25 protein-coding genes, 1 other RNA gene and 1 pseudogene are annotated in these 26,073 nt (G+C 51.8%); 10 read left to right on the top strand and 17 right to left on the bottom strand.

The features are described 5' to 3' along the window. Positions 1-4: 4 nt before the first annotated feature. A complete protein-coding gene (locus H4F65_RS11340) occupies positions 5-1,267 on the bottom strand; it encodes an L-rhamnose isomerase (RefSeq protein WP_010285282.1) in 1,263 nt (420 codons plus the stop codon). Next, positions 1,264-2,754: a rhamnulokinase gene (rhaB, locus tag H4F65_RS11335; RefSeq protein ID WP_010285284.1), complete on the bottom strand. Its 1,491-nt coding sequence runs from the start codon at positions 2,752-2,754 to the stop codon at positions 1,264-1,266. Before rhaB ends, H4F65_RS11340 begins: the two co-directional genes overlap by 4 nt. 336 nt (positions 2,755-3,090) lie before the next feature. Here rhaB and rhaS point away from each other — a divergent pair, with 336 nt between their 5' ends. From rhaS to H4F65_RS11315, 4 genes and pseudogenes are all read left to right on the top strand, one after another. Next, a complete protein-coding gene (gene rhaS / locus H4F65_RS11330; RefSeq protein WP_010285287.1) occupies positions 3,091-3,930 on the top strand; it encodes an HTH-type transcriptional activator RhaS in 840 nt (279 codons plus the stop codon). A gap of 24 nt (positions 3,931-3,954) precedes the next feature. Further along, positions 3,955-4,809, top strand: coding sequence for a helix-turn-helix domain-containing protein (locus H4F65_RS11325; protein ID WP_039318963.1), 855 nt, complete (start codon positions 3,955-3,957; stop codon positions 4,807-4,809). Positions 4,810-4,870: 61 nt separating this feature from the next. Beyond that, positions 4,871-5,161 (top strand): CopG family ribbon-helix-helix protein, encoded by a 291-nt coding sequence (locus tag H4F65_RS11320; RefSeq protein WP_010285289.1) that lies wholly within the window; start codon positions 4,871-4,873, stop codon positions 5,159-5,161. A 23-nt stretch (positions 5,162-5,184) separates the two neighbouring features. Beyond that, positions 5,185-5,454, top strand: a pseudogene (locus tag H4F65_RS11315) (type II toxin-antitoxin system RelE/ParE family toxin); the annotation flags it as partial. Positions 5,455-5,513: 59 nt separating this feature from the next. On the opposite strand, the gene H4F65_RS11310 reads toward H4F65_RS11315, so the two are convergent. Genes H4F65_RS11310 through H4F65_RS11295 form a run of 4 tightly spaced genes read right to left on the bottom strand, consistent with a single transcriptional unit; the run spans position 5,514 to position 10,629 of the window. Further along, a complete protein-coding gene (locus H4F65_RS11310) occupies positions 5,514-7,223 on the bottom strand; it encodes a dipeptide ABC transporter ATP-binding protein (RefSeq protein ID WP_010285292.1) in 1,710 nt (569 codons plus the stop codon). Beyond that, a complete protein-coding gene (locus tag H4F65_RS11305; RefSeq protein ID WP_010285293.1) occupies positions 7,220-8,086 on the bottom strand; it encodes an ABC transporter permease in 867 nt (288 codons plus the stop codon). The genes H4F65_RS11310 and H4F65_RS11305 overlap by 4 nt, the downstream gene beginning before the upstream one ends. Further along, positions 8,079-9,038: an ABC transporter permease gene (locus H4F65_RS11300; protein ID WP_039279295.1), complete on the bottom strand. Its 960-nt coding sequence runs from the start codon at positions 9,036-9,038 to the stop codon at positions 8,079-8,081. Before H4F65_RS11300 ends, H4F65_RS11305 begins: the two co-directional genes overlap by 8 nt. Then, positions 9,016-10,629, bottom strand: coding sequence for an ABC transporter substrate-binding protein (locus H4F65_RS11295; protein ID WP_010285295.1), 1,614 nt, complete (start codon positions 10,627-10,629; stop codon positions 9,016-9,018). The genes H4F65_RS11300 and H4F65_RS11295 overlap by 23 nt, the downstream gene beginning before the upstream one ends. Before the next feature lie 739 nt (positions 10,630-11,368). Here H4F65_RS11295 and H4F65_RS11290 point away from each other — a divergent pair. Further along, positions 11,369-11,983 (top strand): YagU family protein, encoded by a 615-nt coding sequence (locus H4F65_RS11290; RefSeq protein WP_010285296.1) that lies wholly within the window; start codon positions 11,369-11,371, stop codon positions 11,981-11,983. 302 nt (positions 11,984-12,285) lie between these two features. Here the strand turns inward: H4F65_RS11290 and rhaT are convergent, their stop codons facing one another. Continuing rightward, positions 12,286-13,320 (bottom strand): L-rhamnose/proton symporter RhaT, encoded by a 1,035-nt coding sequence (gene rhaT / locus H4F65_RS11285; RefSeq protein ID WP_010285298.1) that lies wholly within the window; start codon positions 13,318-13,320, stop codon positions 12,286-12,288. Between the two features lie 325 nt (positions 13,321-13,645). On the opposite strand from rhaT, the gene H4F65_RS11280 reads away from it, so the two are divergent. Together H4F65_RS11280 and H4F65_RS11275 are read left to right on the top strand one after the other, a co-directional pair. Next, positions 13,646-14,152: a TIGR00645 family protein gene (locus H4F65_RS11280; protein WP_010285299.1), complete on the top strand. Its 507-nt coding sequence runs from the start codon at positions 13,646-13,648 to the stop codon at positions 14,150-14,152. 94 nt (positions 14,153-14,246) lie between these two features. Further along, positions 14,247-15,284, top strand: a complete 1,038-nt coding sequence (locus H4F65_RS11275; protein WP_010285300.1) for an NADP-dependent oxidoreductase — start codon at positions 14,247-14,249, stop codon at positions 15,282-15,284. Positions 15,285-15,315: 31 nt separating this feature from the next. Here H4F65_RS11275 and H4F65_RS11270 read toward each other — a convergent pair whose 3' ends face one another. The 9 genes from H4F65_RS11270 to H4F65_RS11230 form a co-directional block, all read right to left on the bottom strand. Then, entirely contained in the window at positions 15,316-15,618 is a 303-nt protein-coding gene (locus H4F65_RS11270; protein WP_072013556.1) for a DUF2645 family protein, read from the bottom strand. 149 nt (positions 15,619-15,767) lie between these two features. After that, positions 15,768-16,199 (bottom strand): hypothetical protein, encoded by a 432-nt coding sequence (locus tag H4F65_RS11265; RefSeq protein ID WP_039313464.1) that lies wholly within the window; start codon positions 16,197-16,199, stop codon positions 15,768-15,770. Further along, entirely contained in the window at positions 16,177-16,863 is a 687-nt protein-coding gene (locus tag H4F65_RS11260) for a hypothetical protein (protein ID WP_010285302.1), read from the bottom strand. The genes H4F65_RS11265 and H4F65_RS11260 overlap by 23 nt, the downstream gene beginning before the upstream one ends. A gap of 52 nt (positions 16,864-16,915) precedes the next feature. Beyond that, complete coding sequence (locus H4F65_RS11255) at positions 16,916-17,395, bottom strand: Hcp family type VI secretion system effector (RefSeq protein WP_010285305.1); 480 nt, start codon at positions 17,393-17,395, stop codon at positions 16,916-16,918. A 540-nt stretch (positions 17,396-17,935) separates the two neighbouring features. Continuing rightward, on the bottom strand, positions 17,936-18,364 hold the full coding sequence (locus tag H4F65_RS11250; protein WP_039313461.1) for a hypothetical protein: 429 nt from the start codon (positions 18,362-18,364) through the stop codon (positions 17,936-17,938). Positions 18,365-18,833: 469 nt separating this feature from the next. Continuing rightward, positions 18,834-20,045, bottom strand: a complete 1,212-nt coding sequence (gene ubiI, locus H4F65_RS11245) for an FAD-dependent 2-octaprenylphenol hydroxylase (RefSeq protein WP_010284655.1) — start codon at positions 20,043-20,045, stop codon at positions 18,834-18,836. Between the two features lie 28 nt (positions 20,046-20,073). After that, positions 20,074-21,252, bottom strand: a complete 1,179-nt coding sequence (gene ubiH, locus H4F65_RS11240) for a 2-octaprenyl-6-methoxyphenyl hydroxylase (RefSeq protein WP_010284657.1) — start codon at positions 21,250-21,252, stop codon at positions 20,074-20,076. A gap of 45 nt (positions 21,253-21,297) precedes the next feature. Continuing rightward, positions 21,298-22,623: a Xaa-Pro aminopeptidase gene (gene pepP, locus H4F65_RS11235; protein ID WP_010284660.1), complete on the bottom strand. Its 1,326-nt coding sequence runs from the start codon at positions 22,621-22,623 to the stop codon at positions 21,298-21,300. Positions 22,624-22,680: 57 nt separating this feature from the next. Continuing rightward, positions 22,681-23,268, bottom strand: coding sequence for a YecA/YgfB family protein (locus tag H4F65_RS11230; protein ID WP_010284662.1), 588 nt, complete (start codon positions 23,266-23,268; stop codon positions 22,681-22,683). A gap of 192 nt (positions 23,269-23,460) precedes the next feature. Here H4F65_RS11230 and zapA point away from each other — a divergent pair, with 192 nt between their 5' ends. From zapA to H4F65_RS11215, 3 genes are all read left to right on the top strand, one after another. Beyond that, positions 23,461-23,790 carry a cell division protein ZapA gene (gene zapA, locus H4F65_RS11225; protein ID WP_010284667.1) on the top strand — a complete coding sequence of 110 codons (330 nt, stop codon included), beginning with the start codon at positions 23,461-23,463 and terminating at the stop codon, positions 23,788-23,790. Between the two features lie 74 nt (positions 23,791-23,864). Further along, positions 23,865-24,048, top strand: a non-coding RNA gene (ssrS, locus tag H4F65_RS11220) — 6S RNA. 40 nt (positions 24,049-24,088) lie between these two features. After that, the gene (locus H4F65_RS11215; protein WP_010284681.1) at positions 24,089-24,736 is read left to right on the top strand and encodes a 5-formyltetrahydrofolate cyclo-ligase; all 648 of its coding nucleotides are present in this window, start codon (positions 24,089-24,091) and stop codon (positions 24,734-24,736) included. On the opposite strand, the gene nadR is transcribed toward H4F65_RS11215, so the two are convergent. After that, positions 24,733-25,986 carry a multifunctional transcriptional regulator/nicotinamide-nucleotide adenylyltransferase/ribosylnicotinamide kinase NadR gene (gene nadR / locus H4F65_RS11210; RefSeq protein WP_010284682.1) on the bottom strand — a complete coding sequence of 418 codons (1,254 nt, stop codon included), beginning with the start codon at positions 25,984-25,986 and terminating at the stop codon, positions 24,733-24,735. The two genes, H4F65_RS11215 and nadR, sit on opposite strands and share 4 nt — an antisense overlap. Between the last annotated feature and the right edge of the window lie 87 nt (positions 25,987-26,073).

The raw sequence follows: 26,073 nt of genomic DNA, 5'->3' as shown, positions 1-26,073 counted from the left end.
AATCTTACCCTTGACGTTGAGTGAGGATGGTTTCTTCATACTGACGCACCTGTTGCAGCCATTCGCTGCCCGGGATGACGTCATGACGCTGGCAGTAGTGTTCCCACACGGCCTGCCACGGCAGCGATTTTTGCTCTTCCAGCAGGGCCAGACGCGCGGTGTAATCGCCGTTTTGTTCCAGCGTGCGTAGCGTTTCCGTGGGTTCCAGCAGCGCGCGCAACAGGGCTTTCTTCATATTGCGGGTGCCGATGACCCAGGCGGCGATGCGGTTGATCGAGGCATCAAAGAAATCGAGCCCGATATGCACGCGGTTGAGCAGTTTATGGCGCACGATTTCGTGGGCGATGGCCTGCGTTTCGTCATCTAGCAGCACCACATGGTCGCTGTCCCAGCGTACCGGGCGGCTGACGTGCAGCAGCAGGCGTGGAACGTACAGAATCGCACTGGAGATCTTGTCGGAAATCACTTCGGTCGGGTGAAAGTGTCCGGCATCCAAGCAGAGCGCGGTGCCGCGGCTGGCTGCGTAGCCGAGGCAGAATTCGCTGGAGCCGACGGTGAAACTTTCCGCACCGATCCCGAACAGCTTACTTTCCACCGCGTCGATATGATGTGCCTGATCGAGCGGCTCGGCGATGACCTCATCCAGTGCGCTGAGCAGCCGCTGGCGGAACGCCAGACGATCGATGGTCAAATCTTTCATACCGTCCGGCACCCAGATGTTCATTACAGACGGCGTGCCAAGTTCGCGCCCGAAGTAGGCGGAAATCCGGCGGCTGGCCTGGCAGTGTTCAATCCAGAAACGGCGTACTTTTTCGTCTGGATGCGACAGGGTAAAGCCGTCCGCGCTCAGCGGATGGGAAAAGCAGGTCGGGTTAAAATCCAGCCCGAGCTGGTGGCGCTTGGCCCATTCGACCCAGGTGCTGAAATGCTCGGGGGCAATCTCGTTGCGGGCGACGGGCTGGGCAGATTCCAGATAGATAGCATGCAGGTTCAGACGTTTAGGGCCGGGGATCAGCGCAAAGGCCTGTTCCAGATCGGCACGTAGTTCATCCGGCGTGCTCGCCTTACCGGGGTAGTTGCCAGTGGCCTGAATGCCGCCGGTAAGTGGCCCGCCGGTGTTCTCGAATCCGGCCACATCGTCGCCCTGCCAGCAGTGCATTGACACCGGAATCTGGTCGAGCTGTTCCAGCACGGCCTCTACGTCAACATTTAGGCTGGCGTAACGCGCTTTTGCCAGTTGCCAGGCTGCTTCAATTGGTGTGCTCATTGCGTAGTCTCCTTTTTGCCCTGTGGGGCGGTTTCTGGCTGGCTGAGCGCCTGAAAACGACGCCAATGCCCGGCAAAGTCACTCTCCGCACGCGGGGTATAGCGATGCAGAGGGAAGTTATGAGTCAGCATGTGCCGGAATGCGGCAAGGTCGGCGACGGCGTCCAGCGCCATCAGCTGGCAGCCGATATTGCCAAGCGTCGAGGCCTCGACCGGCCCGGCCAGAACCGGAATCTGGCACACATCGGCGCACAGCTGGTTCAGGAAGGCGTTCTGGCTGCCGCCGCCGACAATATGCAGCTGGCGGATTGGCGCGTGGCGCAGTTCGCCCAGTTCCAGTACCACCTGTCGGTAGAGCAGCGCGAGGCTGTCGAAGATGCAGCGTGCCAGTTCGGCATCGCTTTGGGGCACAGGCTGGCCGTGCTCACGGCAATAGTCGCGGATCGCCTGATGCATGGACGGCGGATTGATAAAGCGCTCGTCATTCGGGTTAATCAAACTGACAAAAGCGGGTAGAGCGGCGGCGGACTGAATCAGCGCACCTAAGTCCTTGATGTCACGCTCCTGACAAACGCGCTGTAGCAGCCACAGGCCCATGATGTTTTTCAGTACACGATAGGTGCCATCCACGCCACCTTCGTTGGTGATATTGGCGGCTAGCGCCTGCGGGCTGTTAAACGGCGTGTCGCTCTCGATGCCCATTAGTGACCAGGTGCCGGAACTCAGGTAGGCGCTGTCGCGGCTCTGTAACGGCGCGCCGACCACCGCGCTGGCGGTATCGTGCGTGGCGACAGCGGTGACGGGAATCTGCCGTCCGCTCGGCGCTGCCCAGTTCCCCACGACGTGACCCGGCTGAACTGGATCGCTCAACCAGCGGCGCGGGATACCCAGATAGTCCAGTAGTTCGCTGTCCCAGGTTTTCTGTTCCAGATTAAGCAGTTGGGTCGTGCTGGCGTTGGTGTATTCGCAGACCCGATTCCCGGTGAGGCGATAGTGAAAATAGTCGGGAATCAGCAGCAGATGTGCCACCTGATTCAGATCGTCAGATGATGTGTCACACAGCGCTTTAAGCTGGTACAGCGTATTAAACGGCAGGAACTGAATGCCGGTACGCTGATAGATCGCTTCACGCCCCAGCTCGGCAGTGACGGTAGCCATCACGCCGTCGGTGCGGTGGTCGCGATAGGAATAGGGTAGGCCAACGCGCTGCCCGTCCTTATTCAGCAGCACATAGTCCACGCCCCAGCTGTCGATCCCGATGCTATCGGGGGTGATACCCATAGCATCGATTTGGTGTAATCCGGTGAGGATGTCGCCTTCCAGCGCGGCCAGATCCCACTGGTGATGCTTGTCCTGAAACACCAGCGTATTGCTGAAACGGTGAATTTCTTTCAGCGTCAAATGCTGCGTTGCGGTGTGCAAGGTTGCCAGCATGACCCGACCACTGGATGCACCTAAATCCACCGCCACGATATTCTTCACCGCCATAGCCGCACTCCTTACTTGTTGGATGTGTTGCAGTGTAAGTAGCGGTAACAGAAGCCACCTTCCTATGAGTGCCATCTACAACAGGCGGCTGGCAAAATGACAAAGCTGACCGTGAAAGGGCTCACAATCTGGGAAATTATTCAGGGAATAACCATGAAAAAATCAGGGAAAAAGCGGTGTGATCCTTGCCACACTTCAATCAATTAGGCGGTGCGATCTTAAAAAAAGAGCAGCCAGATGGCGTGTGGGCGACGGTATTTGAAGGCCGGTTTTGTGGCTTCTGACTACCCTTTTTCAAAGGCCGCACTTTTGCCAGAGGCTGAATGGAGAACTGAAATGACGTTACTTCGTGGTGATGATTTTTTTACTTCGCGTGCCGTAACGGTTGCGGTGGAGCCGCGCACCCCACAAGCGGCGTTTCCTGAGCATTATCATGATTTCTGGGAAATCGTGCTGGTGGAGCAGGGTGCTGGCGTCCATGTGTTTAACGATCAGCCCTATGCGCTATGCAGCGGTTCAGTATTCTTTGTTCGCGATAACGATCGGCATCTGTTTGAAGACGTCGAAGGGCTGTGCCTGACCAACATGCTGTACCGCTCGCCGCGTGGATTCCGCTTCCTTTCCGACATCGCTGCCTTTTTGCCGTATGGCCAGAACGGCGAGTGGCAAGGGCAGTGGCAGGTGAATGCGGCGGGGATGCAGCAGTTGAAACAGTCGATGAACAGTCTGGCGGAGCTGGCACAGAGCGATGCGCCGGAAGCGATTGCCGCCAGCGAGAGCCTGTTTCTGCATATTCTGGTGCAACTGCGTCAGCACTGTTTCCAGACGCAGGCCAATGGCTCCGAGCGTCAGGGGGTACAGGCGCTGCTGGGCTGGCTGCAAAATAACTACAGCGAAGAGGTGAACTGGGGCAGTCTGGCCGATCAGTTCTCGCTGCCGCTGCGCACGCTGCACCGTCAGCTCAAACAACACACCGGTATGACGCCACAACGCTATCTGAATCGGTTAAGATTACTGGAGGCTCGTCGGCGGTTGCAGCAGAGTGATGATTCCATCACCACTATTGCGCACGCCTGTGGATTTAGCGACAGCAATCACTTCTCGACGCAATTCCGCAAGGCATTCTCGCAGGCACCTAAGTCACTGCGCCATCAGGCGTTTTCTCGTGAAGAGTAGGTAACGGCAACTGCGGGTGAGGGAATGACGACAGTAATACGGGGTTTGAAATTACAGACTGAAGACTATTTCCTCACCGACAAGAATGCCGTGATGGTTGCCGAACGGCATCCACAGCCTGTGTTTCCGCTACATCATCATGATTTCGATGAACTGGTGATTGTCTGGCGTGGCAATGGCCTCCACGTCTGGAACGATGTGCCTTATCGCATCACTCGCGGCGATATGTTCTATGTCTCCGCGAACGATCGCCACAGCTATGAATCCGTCAACGGACTCGAACTCGACAACATTCTCTATATTCGCAATCGCCTGACGTTATCTGCCGACTGGCAAGCGTTACTGCCGGGCGGGGAGCTGCCACAAAGCCAGCGCCACTGGTGTTTAGGTTCGGAAGGCATGGATACCCTCCGCGAGAAGGTGGATGCGTTGAGGCAGGAGTGCATGAAGTCGGATGTGCTGTCGTTACAACTGAGTGAAGCGCTGCTGTTACAGATTGCGCTGCTGGCGGCGCGCTATCGCCACACGCCGGATAGCCCACAGTTGGCCGATGCGCATCAGTTGGATATGTTGATGAATGCGCTGCGTGCCAGCATCGCCGCTCCGTTCCGCTTTGAGGCCTTCTGTGAACAGCACCACTTCAGCGCCCGCAGTTTACGTTCACGCTTTAAAGAACAAACCGGCATGAGCGTGCCGCACTACCTGCGCCAGCTACGGCTATGTAAGGCGATGGAGCTGCTGCGTTATGACCTGCAAACCATTGGCGACGTTGCCGCGCTGTGCGGTTTTGAAGACAGCAACTATTTCTCCGTGGTGTTCCATCAGGCGTTCGGCGTTTCACCCAGCGCCTACCGCCAGCGCTTCCTGAATGCGGAGTGACACACGCATCATTCAGGGTTAATATCATTGGTGACACCAGTGATATTAACCGGAGCACATCATGGCTGACACGCCACGACAAACCACGACGCTGCGCATCGATCAGGACATTAAAGAACGACTGAAAACGTTGGCCGATGACCGCCATAGCTCAGCCCATGCGCTAATGCTGGAAGCCATCGCCGAATACGTGGAGCGTGAAGAAAAACGCAGTCAGTACCGTAAAGAGGCGCTGGCCGCGTGGGAGGAATACCAGGACACCGGCGAACACATCACCGCCGATGAGACGGTCACCTGGTTAGAATCTTGGGGTTCTGGGCATGAACAGGATGCGCCTGCATGCCACAAGTGATTGTTTCATAACGCGCAAGACGTGATTTGCAGCGTCTGCAGGATTTTTTAAAAAACAAAAATGCGCTGGCTGCGAAAAAGGCCGCTGAAGTTTTGATTCAGGGCATTCGTCAGTTAGAAGCGCTGCCGAATATCGGACGACCCGTTGAACATCTCCCTCTTGAATATCAGGAACTGGTGATCGAATTCGGCAGCAGCGGATACGTGATGCTTTACCGTCATGATGAACTGACTGACAGAGTGGTGATACTGACCGTTAAGCATCAAAAAGAAGCGGGTTACCAAAACCCTTAATTTTGTCCTCTGAGATTACCCATTCGCCAAATTCAGCGTGCCACTACATGTCAACAGCGCTATTCCGCCACCGTTGAAAGCAACAGGCGGGTGTAAGGGTGCTGCGGCTGATTGAAGATCTGCTCGACCGGCCCTGTTTCTACGATATCCCCGTCTTTCATGACCGCGATGCGGTGGCTCATATGCTGTACCACGCCCAGATCGTGGGAGATGAACAGCATTGTTAGCCCCAGTTGGCGTTGTAACGCCACCAGCAAATCCAGCACCTGCGCCTGTGTGGTGACGTCCAGCGCTGATACCGGTTCGTCGCAGATCAGAATCTCGGGTTCTGAAGCCAGCGCCTGTGCGATGGAGACGCGCTGACGTTGCCCACCGGACAACGCTCTTGGACGGCGGCTCAGCAGGTCGGGCGTCAAGCCGACATACTCGAGCAGCGTCAGCATGCGCCGCTGCTTCTCATCGTCGCTCAAATCGCGGCGCAAACGCAGCGGCTGATTTAGAATCTGGGCGACGGTAAATTGCGGATCGAACGAGCTAAGCGGATCCTGTGTGATCGTCTGAATGCGTGCGCGCAGCGGTCGGCGTTCGCGTTCCGTTAATGTGCTCCAGGCATTGTCCGCGAGTCGGACTTCCCCGCTGTCTGGCTTTTGCAGCGCCAGAATGACTTTGCCCAGCGTGGTTTTCCCCGAACCGGATTCCCCGACGATGCCCAGTGTTTCTCCGCGTTTGATCTGGAGAGAGACCTGATTGACGGCCTGCATTCGGCTACCGTCTGGGCGCTTGAACGACACCGCAATCCGATCTGCCGTGAGTGCAATGGTGTCGTCGGTGTTGGTGTGATTGGCTGCCAAAGAAGCGGGTGACGGTGCAATGCCACTTTGTAACGGGTCCGCACCAGCCAGCCATTTTCCACGGGTAGACGCGGTCGGGATCGCCGCCAGCAGCTTGCGGGTGTAGGGATGCGTCGGTGCGGACAGGATCTGCTTCGCCTCACCGCCTTCAACCAGCGATCCTTGCTGCATCACGATGACACGATCTGCCACCTCTGCGACGACGGCAAGATCGTGGGTGATCAATAAAACGCCGTGCCCTGCCTGCGCCAATGCCGTGAAGACTTTTAGCACCTGCTTTTGCACCGTGGCGTCGAGCGCGGTGGTGGGTTCGTCGGCAATCAGCAACTGTGGACCCGCCGCCAGCGCGGAAGCGATAAGCGCACGCTGACGCAGCCCGCCGGACAGCTCATGCGGATACTGCGCCGCGCGATTCTCTGGATCGGGAATGCCTGCCTTCGTCAGGAGTTCGGCGACGCGTGCAGGAACCTGCTGGCGAGGCAACAGGCGATGAGTCAGAATGGGTTCGGCGACTTCCTGCCCGATCTTGCGTAGCGGGTCGAGAGACACCAGCGCATCCTGCAAAACAAAGCCGATTTCACGGCCACGAATCGCCCGCCAATCCCGGTCAGTCAGATAGCGTAAATCACACAGGCTGCCATCATGGCGCGTGAGCTCAATCGCGTTTGCCTGTACGTCAACGTTTTCCCCAGCCAGACCCACCAGCGTGCGAGCGGTGACGGATTTCCCTGAACCCGATTCGCCGACCAGCGCCAGGATTTCTCCGGCATTCACCTGAAATGAAAGGTTTTTAACCGAACGAACGGGGCCGAAAGGATTGGGAAAGGTAACGCTCAGGCCATCTACGCGCAGCAGCGGCGTTTTTGCGGACGTTTCTGAAGATGAATGAGAGGGGTGAGAATGTGTGTTCAGGCTCATCGTGCCTCTCCTTTTGCCAAAATGGCCTGTAAACGACGTCCCAGCAGCGTGATGGAAATTACCGACAGCGCAACGACGCTGGCGGGCAGCAGGCTGACCCACGGCGCGATATCAAGGAAGTTGCGTCCGTCAGCTAGTAGCGCGCCCCATTCGGCGGTCGGTGGGACGACGCCCAATCCGAGAAAGCTCAGCGCCGAGGCGGACAGTACCGCGTGGCCGACGCCAATGGTGGCGACAATCAGCAACGGGCGCAGCGTATTGGGAATGATGTGGCGGAAAACGATATACAGTGGGTGTTCACCCAGCGCAATCGCGTGCTCGACATAGCCGGATAGCCTGACTTGCAGCACCTGAGAACGAATCAAACGCGCATAGCCAGCAATCCCCGCCAGACCAACGGCCAGCATGGTATTTTCAGGTCCGCGTCCCAGGACGGCGATCACCAGCAATGCCAGCAGCAGATCGGGAAACGCCAGCATGATGTCCAGCAGGCGCACCAGAACCTGCCGGATGCGCAGCGGCGCGAGCACCGACAGCGTGCCAAACAGCACGCCGCCGAAGCAGGCGATCAGCATCGCGCCGACGCCAATCCCCAGCGACAGCGAGGTGCCGTGAACGATGCGGGAAAAAATGTCACGTCCCAGCTGATCGGTGCCAAACCAGTAAGTGCTATTCGGCGACTGGAATACCGCACCCATATCCATTTCGTCGGCGGTACGGCTGGTAAACAGCGAGGGGAAAAAGACCGCCAGCGCCAGCAGGAAAACGATAGCCGCAGGCAGCAACGTCGCCGTGCTCAGCCACGGACTGCGATAGGTTTTTCTTGAGGGCGTCTGCGTGAAGGGCATCGGTTCACTACTCATGGGCGCTCGCCTTCTTGCGTAAGCGGGGATCGATAATGAGGTACAGCGCATCCACCAGCAGGTTGATAACGACGAACAGGAATGCGGACAGCATGACGACGCCCAACACCAGCGGCATGTCGCGGTTTTCAATTGCGCTCAGCGTGACCTGCCCGATACCCGCGCGGCCAAAGACGGTTTCGGTCAGCACGGAGCCGCCGAGTACGCTTGCCAGCAGCGTGCCGGTCAGCGTTGAGGCGGCCAGCGCCGCGTGGCGTAAACCGTGGCGAAAACGCAGTCGGATTTCGCTGACGCCGCGTGTGCGCACGGTGAGCGAGAACGGCTGGGAGAGTGCATCTTCCAGACCGTCGCGCAGTACCTGACTCAAAATAGCGGCAATCGGTAGGCTCAGCGTGATGACGGGCAGTACTAGCGACATGACGCCATCGTTGCCAGTGACCGGAAACCATTGCAGACGAAAACTGAACAGGCTTAGCAGAACGATACCAATCCAGTAGACCGGCGTGCTAAGCAGCGTGAGTTCCAGCCAGGACACGGTGGTACGCATGACACCATAGCGGCCTGCGGTCAGCAGCGCGCTGGTGATGGCAAGGAGCAGCGCCAGAATCAAGCCGCCGAGCGCCAATGGTAGCGTTTCATGCATCGCATCGCTAATCACGCTGCCGACTGGCAGGCGGTAAAGATAGCTGACGCCAAAATCACCCTGTAGCGCCTGTCCGCAGTAGCGCAGGTATTGCACCCACAGCGGCTGGTCGAGTCCAAATTGTTTGATGAGTACGGCGCGATAGGCTTCGTCTACCACGTTATCGCCGCCGCTAAGAATGGCGACTGGATCGCCGGGGATCAGTTTGACAGCAATAAACGTCAATGTGGCTGCGCCCCAGAGCACAGCCAGAATGGTGAAAAGACGTTTACCTATCGCGTACAGATTAACGTTTAATCCAGACATCATAGAAGTTCGGTTTTGCGTTGGTGGCCCAGCTTATGCCCTGTACCTGTTTGGACAGGCCGAGTTGGTAGGCAGGAATATACAGCGGAACAACATACGCTTGATCGATGACCTCACGCTGTATTTCGCTATACAGCTGTTTACGTTCTGCTTCGCCTGCGCCGATGGCTTTTCTCAGCTTGTCATTCAGTACGCTGATACGCGTAAAGTTGTTGCCGTTCGGTGGTGCATAGGCTGAATCGAAGACGGTACGCAGAATATCCGGCTCTGCACGTACGAAGAAGTTAGAAGCGATATCGTACTCGTTGGCATTGGTGCGCGTGGTGAACTCACCTGCATCAACCGGCGTCAGTTTGACTTCGAAGCCTGCCTGCTTCACTTGATATTGCACCGCCTGGAACAGCGCGACATCCGCAGCTTCAACGTTGGTTGAGGCGTAAACGAAGCTGACGCTCAGGCGTTGGCCATCTTTGGTTCGGAAGCCTTCGCCGTCTTTCTGTTTCCAGCCTGCGTTATCCAGCAGTTCGTTGGCTTTTTTCACATCAAAGCCCCAGCGGGATGCAACGCTCGGATCGTAGTACAGCGTGGCCGGGCCAAGAACGTTATCGGCGGCTTTCAGCGTACCGAAGAAGGCAACTTTCACCGCTGCGTTGGTATCCACCGCGCTCTGGAATGCCTTACGCACCGCGACATCCTGGAAAGGGCCTTTGGTGGTGTTGAGATAGAGTACACGGTTAACGCCCGGGTTCTCATAGGTGATCACTTCCAGCTTCGGATTGCGTTTCACCGTCGGGAAATTAGCCGGTGGTACGGCGTCAATCGCCTGAATCTGCCCGCTGCTCAGTGCGCCGAGGCGAACCGACGCTTCAGGCAGATATTTGAACACCAGACCATCGAGATAGGCTGGACCCGTGTGCTTGGCATAACCCGGTCCCCAGTTGTAATCAGGACGTTTCGTCAGCTTGCTGCCGCTGCCTTTCACAAAGGAATCGAGAATAAACGGACCGGAACCTACCACGGTGGTGCTAGTGTTTGGTGTTTTCTTCAGATACGTCGGTGATTGAATGCCCAGATACGGCAGGCTCAGGCCTTGTAACAGCGCCGCAAACGGTGAGCTGTAGTGAAGCACAATCGTATAATCATCCGGCGTTGAGATCTTATCGATAGGACCTAACAGCGATTTCGCGTAGCTGGAGGTGGTTTTCGGATCGAGAATACGTTCGATGTTGTATTTCACCGCTTCCGCATCCAGCTTGGTGCCGTCGCTGAACGTCACGTCCTTGCGCAGGTGGAAGGTGTACTCGGTGTTGTTGTCGTTAATTTTCCAGCTTTCCGCCAGCCAGGGCGTAAAGCGGTTATCTTCCGCCTGTCCTACCAGTGAATCCACCACGTTACGCGCAATCAGCGCGGTAACACCGTAGGCCGTAATGTGTGGGTCGATAATCGGCGTATCGCTGCCCAATCCAACATTCAGAATACCGCCAGACACCGGTTTTTCACCGGTTTCCGCCGCGTATGCGCCGGGGTTGAATGCAAACAGTAACGAGAGTAACCCTGCGGCGAGAGTTGTAACTTGCGGATGATTTTTTTCCATTCCCTGTGTCCCTTACCAATGACATGAGGCCATACACGGCGGTCTTTTCGCTACTCTAAAGGGTGGCCTTATGCATGTAAAAGAATAAAAATTGATTTTCAATTCCATAAAAATATATATGCGAAAGGTTGTTACATTCGCTGATGAGTGAGGTTTCTGCTTGAAACTCAGTGTGATGCCCGCTTTTATCACGACTATTGATTGAAGTACCTGTTGCTACGCCTCCGCGACAGGGGGATTGCCTATCGCTACAGGGGCGTGAGGAACATCAGCGCCCGGATTGATTCGCCGTTGATTAAGAAACAAGCGATAATGAAGCGTGCTGGATTTTTCATCCCCCTCGAACAACCGAAAATGAATATCAGCTTTTGCTGAGGTGAGAAAATATTCTGAGTGAGAGGGATGCAAGGCGAGAGGATGAGTGACTGAACTGTTATTCTTTCACAAAAAAATAACCAGTCTATTTCTTATTGATAATATTATTGGTTAATTATTATTCTTTCGCATCATTTGGGATATACATTTCGGGCACGTTAGAGAATCTGGTTTTTCAATGATTGAATAAAAGTTTCACAAAAAATAAACGCATGATTTCTTCTTTTTATTTTTATAAAATTTAAAACGATGTTCCTAATAACAAAATAACCTAGAGAGATTGTTCTATATATCAATTAACCTCTTTATAAGTACATGATGTCTATGTAAGACTATAACCTTTAATGGTTAGATTGGTAAAAAAATGAACTTCTTTGAACAAACATCTCCCTCTCGGAGACGCTATGGATTAGCTGCTTTTATCGGTTTGATTGCAGGTATTGTTTCATCTTTCGTTAAGTGGGGCGCGGAAAACCCGCTTCCTCCACGTAGTCCCACTGATATGTTTACCGGTGCGTGTGCACCAGAATCACTGATTAGAGCGGCCGAGCAAATTGATTGCTCTCGTAATTTTCTTAACCCTCCCTACATCTTTTTACGCGATTGGCTTGGGGTTGTTGACCCTAATGCGGCGGTTTATACCTTTGCCGGCCACGTATTCAATTGGGTTGGTGTGACGCATATTATTTTCTCTATTGTTTTCGCTGTAGGTTACTGCGTTGTTGCAGAAGTATTTCCTAAAATAAAATTATGGCAAGGTCTGTTGGCTGGTGCGCTGGCTCAATTATTTGTCCATATGATTTCGTTCCCATTGATGGGGCTTACGCCATCTCTTTTTGTTCTCCCTTGGTATGAGCATGTATCAGAAATCGTAGGCCATCTCATTTGGTTCTGGTCTATTGAAATTATTCGCCGTGATTTACGTAATCGAATGACTCATGAACCGGATCCAGAGATTCCTTTGAGTGCTTCACGATAGGCTGTGATTTTATTTTAGATAATGTGAAATAGTGCGATGCTTATTATTTAAGTATCGCACTATTAATGAGTCGTGAAAAAGTTAGCCATAAAAATTAAAGTCTATTCCAGAACGCCTTGAGGTACCCTCAGGGCGTTTTTACTTCTCAGAAAAAACACCTCTGATGTTACCCACTCTTCATTGTCTCTTGTTTGGTATAACAACGAGAGTTAGGCATGTTGGTACAGAGAGGCGATAATATGAATGTATTGCCATCGCGTTCGGTGCTTGTTTTGGTGGCACCGAACGCGATGATAGAACGCTTACGCGGCCATTCCTAACCCGACGATATTCGCCGCCAGAATAATGACCACGCAGCCGAGTACCAGCATACGCACCGGTTTCTGGCCAACGGCCTTCCACTCTTTAAATAGTAACCCGACGATACCGCCACACAGTACGTAGAAGCTCATGTGCAGCATCCAACTGATGTAGGTGTAATCGGCTGGGATATTGGCGTGTCCCCAGGCATAAAAGAAGAACTGCAAATACCACATGACGCCGCCCAGAATGGCGAAGAGCGCGTTGGCAATCAGCAACGGTTTGGCCTGTGCCAGATCGGCTTTTAATGAAATGCCCTTGCAGGTCGCCAGCCGGATGAAGCAGAAACCCAGATTGACAATGGCACCGCCGCCCATAATCACCACGTAGCTGGGAAGTGCGACATACAGTGCACTGATCCCCAGCTCTTGTGCTGCGGTGTGCATGGGTTTCGCAGCATCCATCGCAAAGGACATTCCTGCGGAGAAGATGCCGCACATCACGGCCAGAATCAGCCCTTTTTTCAGGTTGAATTCCTCGGCGCGAATACCGAGCGCACGCTCTTTCAGTAAACCGGCATAGCTGACAATCGCGACACCAATGACTGCGACCAGCACGCCCAGTAACGTCATGCGTCCGCCTGCCGAGCCAAACAGAATGGAGAACTTGCCTTGCAGGACGGGCGTCATCAGCGTGCCGATAATCAGCGTCACGCCGATGGCGATACCGATGCCCATCGACATGCCAAGGTAGCGCATCGTCAGGCCGTAGTTGATATTGCCGATCCCCCACATCGCGCCGAAGAGAAAGACGGGGAGTAGGGTCGCCATATCGAATGAACCGTAATAACGCCAAAAGTCAGGCAGTAGCCACCAACTGATGCACCAGGGCAGGATAATCCACGAGAAAAATCCGCCCAGTGACCACATGGTTTCCCACGACCAGTTTTTGACCTGCTTAAACGGTGCATAGAAGCAGGCCGCGCTGGCCGCTCCGATGAAGTGCCAGAAAATACCAAGGAAAATAGGATCGCTCATGCGTAACCCCTTGTTTTATTTTGTGGTAAGCCTGTATTCGGCTCTGAATGTAGAGTGCAGTGTATGATTGCTGCCAGACCTGCTGGCGCTAGACAGTGTAGGAAGGTGAAAAAGGGTGAACCTTCAGATGCGTGCCACGAGCGGCAGGAGGACGGCATCGGTTTGAAGGTGGGGGCCGGTCCGATCACAAAACACGGAAATCATCGTTGAGGGCAAGACAGGGCAGAGCATTCTGTAAATGGTGCATTCTGCTCAAGAATTGATTAACACCACCGCAGGACTTTTCGCTATTATTTCCCTCTTTTCCACCTGCATATAGTGAGTTATGGAACGTTTTATTGAGAATCTGATGTACTCATCGCGCTGGCTGCTTGCCCCCGTTTATCTCGGGCTATCGCTGGGGTTGCTGGCGCTGGCGATCAAGTTTTTCCAGGAGGTGTTCCACGTCCTGCCTAATATCCTGGATATCGCTGAAGCAGATTTGGTGCTGGTGCTGCTGTCACTCATCGATATGACGCTGGTCGGCGGATTGCTGGTGATGGTTATGCTGTCCGGTTACGAGAACTTTGTCTCGGCGCTGGATATCTCCAAAGGCAGAGAAAAGCTGAACTGGCTCGGTAAGATGGATTCCGGCTCGCTGAAAAATAAAGTTGCCGCCTCGATTGTCGCTATCTCGTCCATCCATCTGCTGCGTGTGTTCATGGATGCCCGTAATATCCCGGATAACAAGCTGATGTGGTACGTGATTATCCATTTGACGTTTGTGCTGTCTGCACTGGTCATGGGGTATCTGGATCGCATGTCGCGTTACGAAAAAAGCAAAACGGCATAATGAACGCCGCACGGTTTGCGTAGCCAGATGAAAGAACAGATCCTATTGTTAACGAAGTGATTTTATCAACACGCTTTGTTTAACGGAGGATATTATGCCGCAAACCGATCAAATTAACCGCCGTGTGGTTCTGGCTCAGCGCCCGCACGGCGCGCCAACATTAGAGACTTTTCGTCTGGAACAGCAGCCTGTCCCACAGGTCGATTCAGGGCATATCCTGCTGCGTACGGTGTTTCTCTCCCTTGACCCTTATATGCGTGGCCGTATGAGCGACGCCCCTTCTTATGCTAAACCCGTTGAACTGAATGACGTGATGGTAGGCGGGACAATCAGCCGCGTGGTGGAATCAAAACACCCGGATTATCAGACCGGCGATTGGGTGCTGTCCTTCAGCGGCTGGCAGGATTATGCGATTTCCGACGGCAAAGGATTAACCAATCTGGGTCAGTCGCCGACAAATCCTTCCTATGCGTTGGGCGTGCTGGGTATGCCGGGCTTCACTGCGTATATGGGGCTAACGGATATCGGACAGCCTAAAGCGGGTGAAACGCTGGTGGTGGCTGCCGCGACTGGCCCGGTTGGTGCGACTGTTGGGCAGATCGGGAAATTGAAAGGCTGTCGGGTTGTTGGCGTGGCGGGGGGCGCGGAAAAATGTCGCTATGCGGTTGAAGTACTGGGATTTGATGCTTGCCTCGACCACCGGGCGGATGATTTTGCCGAACAACTGAAACAAGCCTGTCCGAAGGGAATCGATATCTACTTTGAAAACGTCGGCGGGAAAGTCTTTGACGCCGTGCTGCCGCTGCTGAATACCTCGGCGCGTATTCCTGTGTGCGGATTAGTCTCTGGCTACAATGCTACTGGGTTGCCTGATGGCCCAGACCGCTTACAGCTACTGGCGGGGACTATCCTGAAAAAGCGTATCCGCATGCAGGGATTCATCATTTTTGATGATTATGGTCATCGCTTCGATGAGTTCTGGAAGGATGTGTCGCCGTGGGTGGAAGAAGGTAAGATCAAATATCGCGAAGAGATCGTCGACGGATTGGAAAACGCCCCCGAAGCCTTTATCGGCCTGCTACATGGCCGCAACTTCGGTAAATTAGTGGTCAGAGTCGGACCCGACGCCTAATACACCAGACTCGCCGCTGCGGCGGCGAGTTTTAACATAGAGTAAAACGGAGATAAAAACTCCATAAATAATAAATTAAAACAATAAGATAAGTGATTATTCTGGCGATGCTCTTTTTTACAAAAAAGAAAGGAATGGATAGGGGAATAATAATAAACTCAAAGGAACCGTCGGAATCTGATTCAGGTATTTCACAGAGATTTCTTATTTCTACCCCATCAACCATCCCTTCGTAATCCCTTATTGATGTGATCAATATGATTAGAGCGCAGAGAAGTGAATAGAGATAAAAACAGAGAGCAAAGAGTAATATATTTATGTTTTCATAGTGCATTATCTGTACGGACAGAGATTAACCCGAGTCTAGAAAAAACATAAGACCGGATAGAAATGAAAATTGACGTCATAAATGTAGTCATTTTTTATTAACATTTTATCCAGTGCCTGATTTTTGTTTTTCTTGGGTAGTGGTGATAAGTAAAACTAATCGTTTTTCTCAAATGAAATAATAATGACTTTTCTTTCATTATCTTGTATTAATCTAACTCTATCATCTCCTTTTTTCCAAATTTCCCCTCCTTTAATCCAAAAAATGTCCTCATGTTTTTTGAATCCCAATTCATTAAGATAATTGACTAGTTCTGATTTTTTTTTAAGATCAACATTTGAAAATAATACGCTATTAATTAGTCCAGATGTTCCGTCAGGGGAATCATATTCAATAGAGTAGTTTGTTGAGATAAATGGCATTCCTTTTATTTCTTTCAAAGTGAGTAAGTGATATTTAACATAGTTATCTTTCGTATAAGAGTAGCTGGTATTAGCGAAAAGATACGCTAATACTAAAGCTAATCCCATGCATGTAATAAAGAACGCAATGATTTTAATAATGTTACTCGATTTGAATAGTGACACGGCTTTCTACTCCGATATTATATCCGGTCTTATCGTTAAGATGTGTTAACATATCACTCTTTTCAATATTATTTACAGGTGATACAGATTTCATAAATTCAGGAAGAACAGAATAATAAGGTCTGGCATTATTTGGATATTTTTCTGGGTGTGGGAAAAGTAAGGGTCTAAACTCTTTGTTTTTATATTGTCCTATAGGACCATAGTAATCCCATCTTGTAAATGTGTCGGCTTGACTAGCAACCCTGAGTTGAAGTAAATAATCGATGTTATCTACTGCCCGATAAAACCCGAGTAGATTAGATACCAAATCTTCACCACTATATCCACTATCACTGTACCAACTGAATAGCGGCGAACCTTGATATGATTCGAATATATGGCTTGTATACATAATAATAGTGAGAGCGACTCTTTTTTTATCATGCGAAGATAGCCCTTTCCTTATTTTCCATCTTGTGGTTTTTGATGTTCCGTATTTGAATCCTTTTCCCATGTACTGTGAGTATATGACAACAAAATGGTCTTCTATTCGCTCTTCACCTGAATTTATTGCAGCCATTAATGCCCTGGCATCATCTCCTTTGGCATGAGCTAAGTCTACCCATCCTAGTACTTCAGTATAAACTAATGTTCCCTTTTCTATATCACTTCTTTTGCTCATAAAGAACCTATAATTTACTATAAAGTTAACTAGATAGTGTTTTTATCGCAATTCAGTACATATTTTCAGTTAATATGCTGTACCCTGATGTCCCTGCAATATTGTGTTGGCAGGTAATACTCTCATAACGCAGACTTAGGATTTCAAATGGCTGCATATCGCTATGCGTCAATGAGTTGGGGTTTTGGTTAGAGAGGTTGACAATAGACGCATCTCTCAATGTGATTGTCATGTAGTTCTCTTGGGTCCCGCTGGCGGAGGTGCGGTAATATCTCAATTCAACTTCCATTAGCTCATTGTTGGCAATGCTGGTGAGCAAGAGCGGTGTAGACTTATCAACGACTTTGGTCACAGAAAAGGGATGATGATTGACGTGTCGATCTCTTGATAAGTCGTAATTTGTGGCATAAACAAAAATCTCATCTTCGTGACCAGATATATGTTTATTTCCTACAGAGTCGATACTTAAACACCCTTCAGAGATCAGTCCCTGAATTTTTCCGGTGATCTTCATGAAAATAGAATTAGCCATTCGTGTAACTCCCTGTTAAAAAATCCTTGTTGGGAACGTTATAACGTAAATCTTTATTGAAAAAAAGAAGAACCCAACTATTTAATAAAAACTATGACTTTTGTCAGAAAGATATCCTTTCCAAAATCCTATAATTGATTGTTTTTAATGGTAAGTCACCATATAGGATGAAATCTATTTATTAGTTCGCTAATTATATTTTAATGATAAGTTTATTTACCCAATAAACCTCAAGATGTAGGTTTGAGCATCTGAAAGCGATCGTGAATTCTGGCGGTCAGTGAGACCGGCTATTTATGGTGCTTGGTTGAGAACAAATTGAATATTGCATTTCGAAACTCGCTTATGCTTTCAAAGTAGCGATTATTCCACGCATGTTCGTTCATCACTTTTCATAAACGCTGGGATAATAGACTAATAAGATTTGTTATTTTTTATTAATTATAGCGATTTTTGATATTGCTCTAAGTCGAGGATAGATCAAACGCTAATTTATTCATTTTTTAAACCACTGCGCCATTCACTCAATCATAGTATTAATTAACGTTGTTCCTTAGATAAATCCAACATTAGGCATTCTATTTCTTTCATAGTTACCCTATCTTTCTCTTTTGTTTTAATGATCTGAAAGTATTCATCGAATGATGGATAATTACCTAAGGAGAAATCGTCAACTAATGGGATGCCAGTACTGTTAACATAATCGAGTAACTTATCGTAAGCCTCATTAATGTTATCTAGATCGCATAAATATATCGTGCTTATCTGAGGGTTTGCCTCATCACTCGGCCCATAAGAAAAATAATAATTCTTTGATAGTCTCGGTGCGTCCCTGATTTCTTTATAGGTTAATGTATAGTACTTAAAAATGTCTTTTTCCGTATAAACGGTATAAGGAAAGATGATAAGCCATCCCCAAAAAAACAGCAGGGAAGATAATGAAATGAAGATAGTTAAGATCGTTTTCATAAGATGAAAATGGCTTTCTCGTGACCAGAGATATGTTTATTTCCTACAGAGTCGATACTTAAACACCCTTCAGAGATCAGTCCCTGAATTTTTCCGGTGATCTTCATGAAAATAGAATTAGCCATTCGTGTAACTCCCTGTTAAAAAAATCCTTGTTGGGAACGTTATAACGTAAATCTTTATTGAACAAAAGAAGAACCCAACTATTTAATAAAAACTATGACTTTTGTCAGAAAGATATCCTTTCCAAAATCCTATAATTGATTGTTTTTAATGGTAATTAACTGCGTAAGGTAAGTTTTTATTACTCTGCTAATTATGTTTTGATGATGGATTTATTTTATAAATAAAAATAGAGTGATCGCTTAAATAATAAGGGGGAGGGTTGAATAAATTAGTGATTTAATTAATAAGAAAGCGTTATTGATAACTCGCCGCTTAAGCGGCGATATTATCTATTCTGGTTTTATTATTTCCCGACGCTAAGCCAGTCTGGCAGATCGTGTAATCCCATTGCTTGACGTACCAGTGTGGGTTTAATACCGGGTAATTTATCCGCCAGAACCAGACCGACGTCACGCAGCAGCTTTTTCGCCGGATTATCGCCATCAAACAGTTCGCGGAACCCCTGCATGCTGGCGAGCATCACTGCGGCACTGTGTTTGCGGCGGCGTTCATAGCGTCGCAGATAAAGGTGCTGGCCGATGTCTTTGCCTTGCGCCTGTAAGCGCTTCACTTCCGCAATCAGTTCGGCGACATCCATGAAACCCAGATTGACGCCTTGCCCCGCCAGCGGGTGAATGGTGTGCGCTGCGTCGCCGACCAGCACCAGCCGGTGTGCCGCGAAGCTGCGAGCGTAGCGTCCGGTCAGTGGGAAAGTCTGGCGTTCGCTTTCTAGTTCACATAGCCCCAGGCGCATATCAAACGCCATCGCGACCTGACGATTGAATTCTTCGGCAGGCAAGCTCTGCATCGCCTGAGCCTGTTCCGGTGAAAGCGACCAGACAATTGAACAAAGGTGCGGCTCGTCCAGCGGCAAGAACGCCAGAATACCGTCGCCGTGAAACGTCTGACGCGCAACGGATTGATGAGGGTGCTCAGTTCGAATATTGGCGACCAGTGCGTGATGGCCGTAGTCCCAAAAGGTCAGCGGAATATTCGCGTGCTGACGCAGCCACGAATGCGCACCGTCCGCGGCGACCACTAGCCGGGCGGTCAGCATGCTGTCGTCCTGCAATGTAATAAAGGCTTCGTTCTCGCCCCAGGCGACCTGTTTTAACGAGGCGGGGGAGAGCAGGGTGATGTCGCTTAACTGAGAAGCGCGTTGCCACAGCGCCTGCTGAATCACTGGGTTTTCAATGATATGCCCAAGGTGGGAAAAGCCGAATTCTTCACCGCTAAAGCTGATTTTGCCGAAGCTGTCTTTGTCCCATACCTGCATATCGTTGTAAGGGCTGACACGTTGCGCCACGAGATTTTCCCAGACGCCGATATGGCGCAGGAGGCATTCGCTGGCGGCATTGATGGCGGAGACGCGCAGCGCATGGTCTTTCCCGAGCGCCTGAGGTTCGGCCGCCTGTTTCTCCAGCACGGCGATACGCAGGCCGCTGCCCTGTAAGCTGCAGGCTAGCGCCAGACCGACCATACCGCCACCGGCAATAACCACGTCGAATGATTGCATTTCCGTCTTTTCCTGTTGGCGAGCTTAATTAACGTTCTACCCAGCCCAGCGTGCGACGAGCAAAGGCGTCGCGCATCAGCGGCAGGTTATTCATGGCGATCAGACCCAGATTACGGCTGATTGTCAGCGCGGTATAGCGGTTAGCGAACAGCCTGACCAGCCCATCGGTGATCGCCACCGTGGTTTGTTGATCGGGCGTGCGCCGCTGTTGATAGCGGTTGAGTACCGTGTACTGGCCGATATCCTGCTGATTTTTTGCTGCGTCGACGAGGGTTTCCGCTAGTGACATCACATCACGAATCCCCAGATTAAAGCCCTGTCCGGCAATCGGGTGCAACGTTTGAGCTGCATTACCCACCAGCGCCAGCCGATGGCTAATATGCTGGCTTGCCGTGAGTAAGCGCAGCGGATAGCTGTGGCGTTCGCCGATATGGGTGAACTGCCCCAGACGCCAGCCGAAAGCCTGCTGTAGCTGCTGGCGAAATTCGGCTTCGCTCCACCCATCGACCTCATGTTGACGGTGTTTGTCATGGCACCAGACGAGCGAGCAGCGCCCGTTGCTCATCGGCAAGAGCGCCAGCGGGCCGTGCGGGGTAAATCGCTCGAACGCGCGGCCGCGATGGGAGTCGGCAGTTGTCACATTGGCGATGGTCGCGATCTGATCATAGTCATGCTGCTGCCATTGAATGCCGCAGGACTGCGACAGCATGGAGCGCGAACCGTCGGCGGCGACCAGCAGTTGACCCGTTAGCTCAGTGCCGTCGTCCAGCGTGAGCGTCGCATTATCCTGCGTCCGCGTGACGGTCATGACTTTGGCCGGGCAGTGCAGGCGCACGCCCGGTGCCTGTTGCAGCAGGGAAAACAGGCGTTGTCCGACGTCGTGCAGTTCAACCACATGGCCTAATGCCTGAACGTGATAGTCCGAGGCCTTCAGATTCACCACGCTGGCGTGCCCGCGTTCGCTGACGTGAATGTCGGTTATCGCCGTTGCATTACCCGACAGCGCTTGCCAGATGCCCAGCGCTGCGAGCTGCTGACGTGTGCCATCAGACAGCGCGAGGGCGCGTGCGTCAAAACCCGGATGTTCCTTGTCGAGTGGTGAGTGTGCCTCGATCAGGTCAACCGGGATTGCGCCCTGCGAAAGCCGCGATATTGCCAGCGCCAGCGTTGCGCCCGCCATCCCGCCACCGACAATCATGACCGCCATGCTGTTGTCCTTTGCAATTATGTCGTTGCCCTTTTAAAGCCCTGCTTAGTGTTGTTTATCATGCCGTTGCGCCATGAGCGCCTCGATGGCATCAGCGTCTTTGATTACGCCAGCCGTCAGGTTTTCATTGCCGTTTTCGGTGATCACGATGTTATCTTCGATACGCACGCCGATTCCCCGGTACTGCTGTGGTACTTTGGCATCAGGTGCGATGTAAAGACCTGGCTCAATGGTCAGCACCATACCTGGTTCCAGCGGGCGTCCCCGGTCTGTCGAACCGTGGTCTCCCACGTCATGCACATCCAGACCCAGCCAGTGGCTGAGGCCGTGCATGAAGAACTGGCGATGTGCCTGCTCGGCAATCAACTCTTCCACATCACCTTTTAGCACGCCGAGCTTGATAAGCCCGCTGACCATGATGCGTACCACTTCTTCGTTCACTTCACGGATGCTGCGACCCGGACCAAACAGTTCCAGCGCCCGCAGCTGTGAGCGCAGCACGATGTCGTAAATGGCACGTTGAGGCGCGGTAAACTTGCCGTTTACGGGGAAGGTGCGGGTAATGTCGCCAGCATAGCTTTTGTATTCACAGCCTGCGTCAATCAGCACCAGATCGCCGTCGCGCATTTGTGTTTCATTTTCGGTGTAATGCAGGATACAGGCGTTCTCACCGCTGCCGACGATAGTGTTGTAAGAAGGGTAGCGTGCGCCGTGACGGGTAAATTCGTGGTGAATTTCGCCTTCAAGCTGATATTCATACATGCCTGGGCGACATTTCTGCATGGCGCGGGTGTGGGCCAGCGCGGTAATTTCACAGGCGCGGCGCATTACGCTGATTTCTTCCGGTGATTTAAACAGGCGCATTTCATGTACCCACGGGCGCCAGTCGGTCAGTGTAGCTGGGGCAGAAAAGCCCTGACGGGTGCCATTGCGCAAGGTGTCCAGCGCGGCGAAGACCAGCTTGTCTGCATAATCGTACTGCCCTTGCGCGTGGTACACCACGTCCAACCCATTCAATAAGAGGTGCAGCTGTGCGCCGATTTCGCCAAACGGCAGGGCGCGGTCAACGCCAAGTTTGGCGGGTGCCGCGTCCTGACCGAGACGACGACCAAACCAGATTTCAGCCGTCAGATCGCGTACGCGGTTGAAGATCACGCTGTGATGATGTTTGGCATCGCTTTTTACCAGCAGCAGCACGGCTTCCGGTTCGTTGAAGCCGGTGAAATACCAGAAATCGCTATTTTGACGATAAGGATAGTCACTGTCGGCATTGCGCTGTGCTTCCGGCGCAGAAAAAATAATCGCCGCGCTGCCCGGTGCCATTTTTTCCAACAGTACCTGACGACGACGAAGAAATTCTTGTGGATTCATCACCTGCTCCTGAAAGTAGTCCGTGCGGTTACCTTTCCCTTCTGCCTTGCATAACACTCAATGCAGCGTCGGTTTTTGCTGCTCGGGCGCAGTCACAACGCGCTGGCTGGTAAACTCGGTATGGCACAAAATGGCAGAAACGCGAACATACTCAATCACTTCTTCCAGTGATTGTTCCAGCTCTTCCTGATCTTCATCTTCGTCGTAGCCAAGCTGTGCGATGTTGCGTAAATCTTCGATGGCTTCTTTCAGCTCACCTTTGGCTTTGTTCAACTGTGGTTGAGCCACGCCCAGCCCAAGCAGGAAGTGGTTGACCCAGCCTGCCAGCGCATCGGCGCGATCGAAAACGCTCACGCTATCCAGCGAGTCGTCCGGCAGGAAAAGCTGGAACAGAAAACCATCATCTTCCAGCGCTTCACGCGTAGCCTGGTACAGGTCCTGAAGCGGCTGAGACAGCGTTTGGGTAAACGCCATGCCTTCATTAGTCAGTTCAAAAACCAGCGTTCTCCAACTGTCGTCATGGTTGCCACCACACAGCATCCCACTGATCAAACCGTGCATTTCTGCTGCGGTCAGCGCGACTTGCTGTTGGTGAAGCAGTTGGTTAAGGCCTTCATAGGCGGGAAACGTATTCTCTATAGACATGCGGATTCGTCATCGTTGGCTGGATTGGTTCGTGCTATGCTACCACCAAGCTCCCTTTCGATACCAGAAAGGGCTTGTATCTTAGATCTCGGCTATATATAGTTGCGCCCGCTTTAACGAGCCCGATGTAACGGGTAATGCTCATGCTATGCGGCACGCAGGCGCAAGAACGACAAAAGGCAGGAAGGTGGTATGTCTGCACAACCAGTAGATATTCAAATTTTTGGCCGTTCGTTAAGAGTGAATTGCCCGCCAGAACAACAGGATGCGTTGAATCAGGCTGCGGAAGATCTTAACCAGCGGTTGCAAGATCTTAAAGTTCGCACTAGAGTCACAAACACTGAGCAATTGGTGTTTATTGCCGCGCTGAACGTGTGCCATGAGCTGGCGCAGGAACGGGGTAAGACGCGTGATTATGCGTCGAATATGGAACAGCGTATTCGTATGTTGCAGCAGACCATCGAACAGGCGTTGCTGGAGCAGGGCAAGATCACCGAACGTCAGGGTGCACAATTTGAATAACGTCGTATTTTGACAAAAGTACGGTGTTTTTACGCGATAAGACGTGCTAAGGTTTATCGCGAGTAACGAATAAAATTTCTCTGAGATGTTTGTCAGCGGGCCAGTCCCCTGAGCCGATATTTCATACCAACAGAATGTAATGCTCTGCGGTTGGTGAGCACGCTCGGTTCGTCCGAGAAGCCTTAAGACTGCGACGTTATGTTCACCTTGAACCAAGGGTTCAAGGGTTACAGCCTGCGGCGGCATCTCGGAGATTCCCTTTCTTTTTATCATTCTTGACCCGTGGCGAATGCAGCCCATGTCATCTTCTGATTCATCTTCATCGGCACTTCCCGATACATCACTCTCTTCTAAGGCAGCATCGCGTCAGCACATTCGTCAGGCTGTGCGGCAGAATCGGCGTTTACTGACGTCAGAGCAGCAGTCGCGTTTTGCGCAACAGGCGTGTGAGCGCGTCATGGCGCATCCGAAAATCATACAGGCAGATAGCGTGGCGGTATTTCTGTCATTTGATGGCGAGCTGGATACGACCCCGCTGATTCAACAGCTGTGGCGGCAGGAGAAACGCGTTTATTTGCCGGTTCTGCATCCGTTTCGCACCGGACATCTGCTGTTCCTGCGCTATGCGCCGGACACTGAGCTGGTACGCAATCGTCTGAAGATTATGGAGCCGCGTCTGGATGTGCGTCAGGTGCTGCCGTTACCGCAGTTAGACATCCTGCTGACGCCGCTGGTGGCGTTTGATCATCTGGGGCAGCGGCTTGGTATGGGGGGCGGATTTTACGACCGTACGTTGCAGTATCGCAACCAGATGTCGCGTGGGCCTTACCCGATCGGTCTGGCCCACGATTGTCAGCAGGTTGATGCATTGCCAGTGGAAAGCTGGGATATTCCGTTGCCGGAAATCATTACCCCCTCCCGCCACTGGCTGTGGGACACGCGCTAGCTTTTGAACGGTTCAGGCGAGCGATCGTGGCCCAACATCTGTTGCACTAATTCCACGCAGTGTAGGAAACGCGAATCGTAGTCCGACTCTTTGATGTAAACGTACGGGATATTATTGTTAGCCAGCATCGTTTTCAGCAGCTCCTGGAACTCAGAGCGGGCGGCGGTGGTACCTAAGCTACGCAGCCCGTCGGCCACCCACGGCGTGTTGTTTTCCAGCAAAATCACCAGATCGAAGCGGTATTCATCGATCAACGCCTGAACGAATGGGTGCTCACGGCCCTCGTATTTCTTGCAGAACGCCTGCGTGGTAACGAAATCGGTGTCGATAAAGGCCACCTTGTTGGCATATTTCACTGCAAAATCAATGTACTGTGCCTGACCTAACGCGATCTTGTCGTAGTCGGAATATTGCAGCGCCATCTCGTCGCCGCCCAGATGGGAGAACACATAATCGCGGCCATATTCCCAGGCGCTGGTGGTGTTGAAGATATTCGCTAATTTGTTCACCAGCGTGGATTTACCGCTGGATTCGCCGCCAAGAATGGCCACGGTACGTACAAAGAACGGCTTCACTTCGGTTGGGATATAGTCCCAGTAGCGGAAGGGATCGTGGCGAATCTGTGAACCGCTGATGTTCATAAAGGAGCGCTGCGGGTCGATCAGGACGGCCTCAATGCCCAACTGCTCACGGTATTGTGCGGCATCTTGTTCTTCGCTGGTGTAGACGAAATTCGGCGTGATGCTTTTTTCCTGCATAAACGCCTGAATTCCTTTGCTCCACACATCCCAGCCGTGCGGGTAAGGCTCCATTCCTTGCTCATTGAAGGCGTGAATATGAATATTTTTCTGATACTTAAAGGTCTGCAATAGCCAGCGCAGGCGGTCGCTGACGGTGGGCTGCTGTGACATCGAGCTGTTCTCAAACAGCAGACGGTCGCGCGGTTCGTCGTAACCTAAAATCACATGCAGTTCATCGACCTGGCTACAGGCTCGCTGAATCAGATAAATGTGGCCAGTGTGTAGCGGATAGAACTTGCCGAAGACGACACCAATGCTCTTTTCGTAGCGCGGGAATTCCAGTTCAAGAAAGCGATGCAGCGCTTCCAGCTTCTGGGCGCTAGGGCTTTTGATTTTGGCATTAAGTAATTGACTGAGATAGCCTTTGGTCATATCGGTCGCGTCAGCAACCTGCTGTAGGGTGCAACCCTTCTGCCGGATAGCGGATTTCAGGTAATCAAATGATGACATGGTGCAGCACTCTTGTTTAGCTTACTAAACAAAATACCACAGAACAGGGCAACATCCGCTACTCTTTCCCCCTATTTAGCTCAGGAT

Origin of the sequence: Pectobacterium brasiliense (assembly GCF_016950255.1) — a bacterium.
Classification (GTDB): Bacteria; Pseudomonadota; Gammaproteobacteria; order Enterobacterales; family Enterobacteriaceae; genus Pectobacterium; species Pectobacterium brasiliense.
This window is presented reverse-complemented; position numbering and strand designations above follow the sequence as displayed.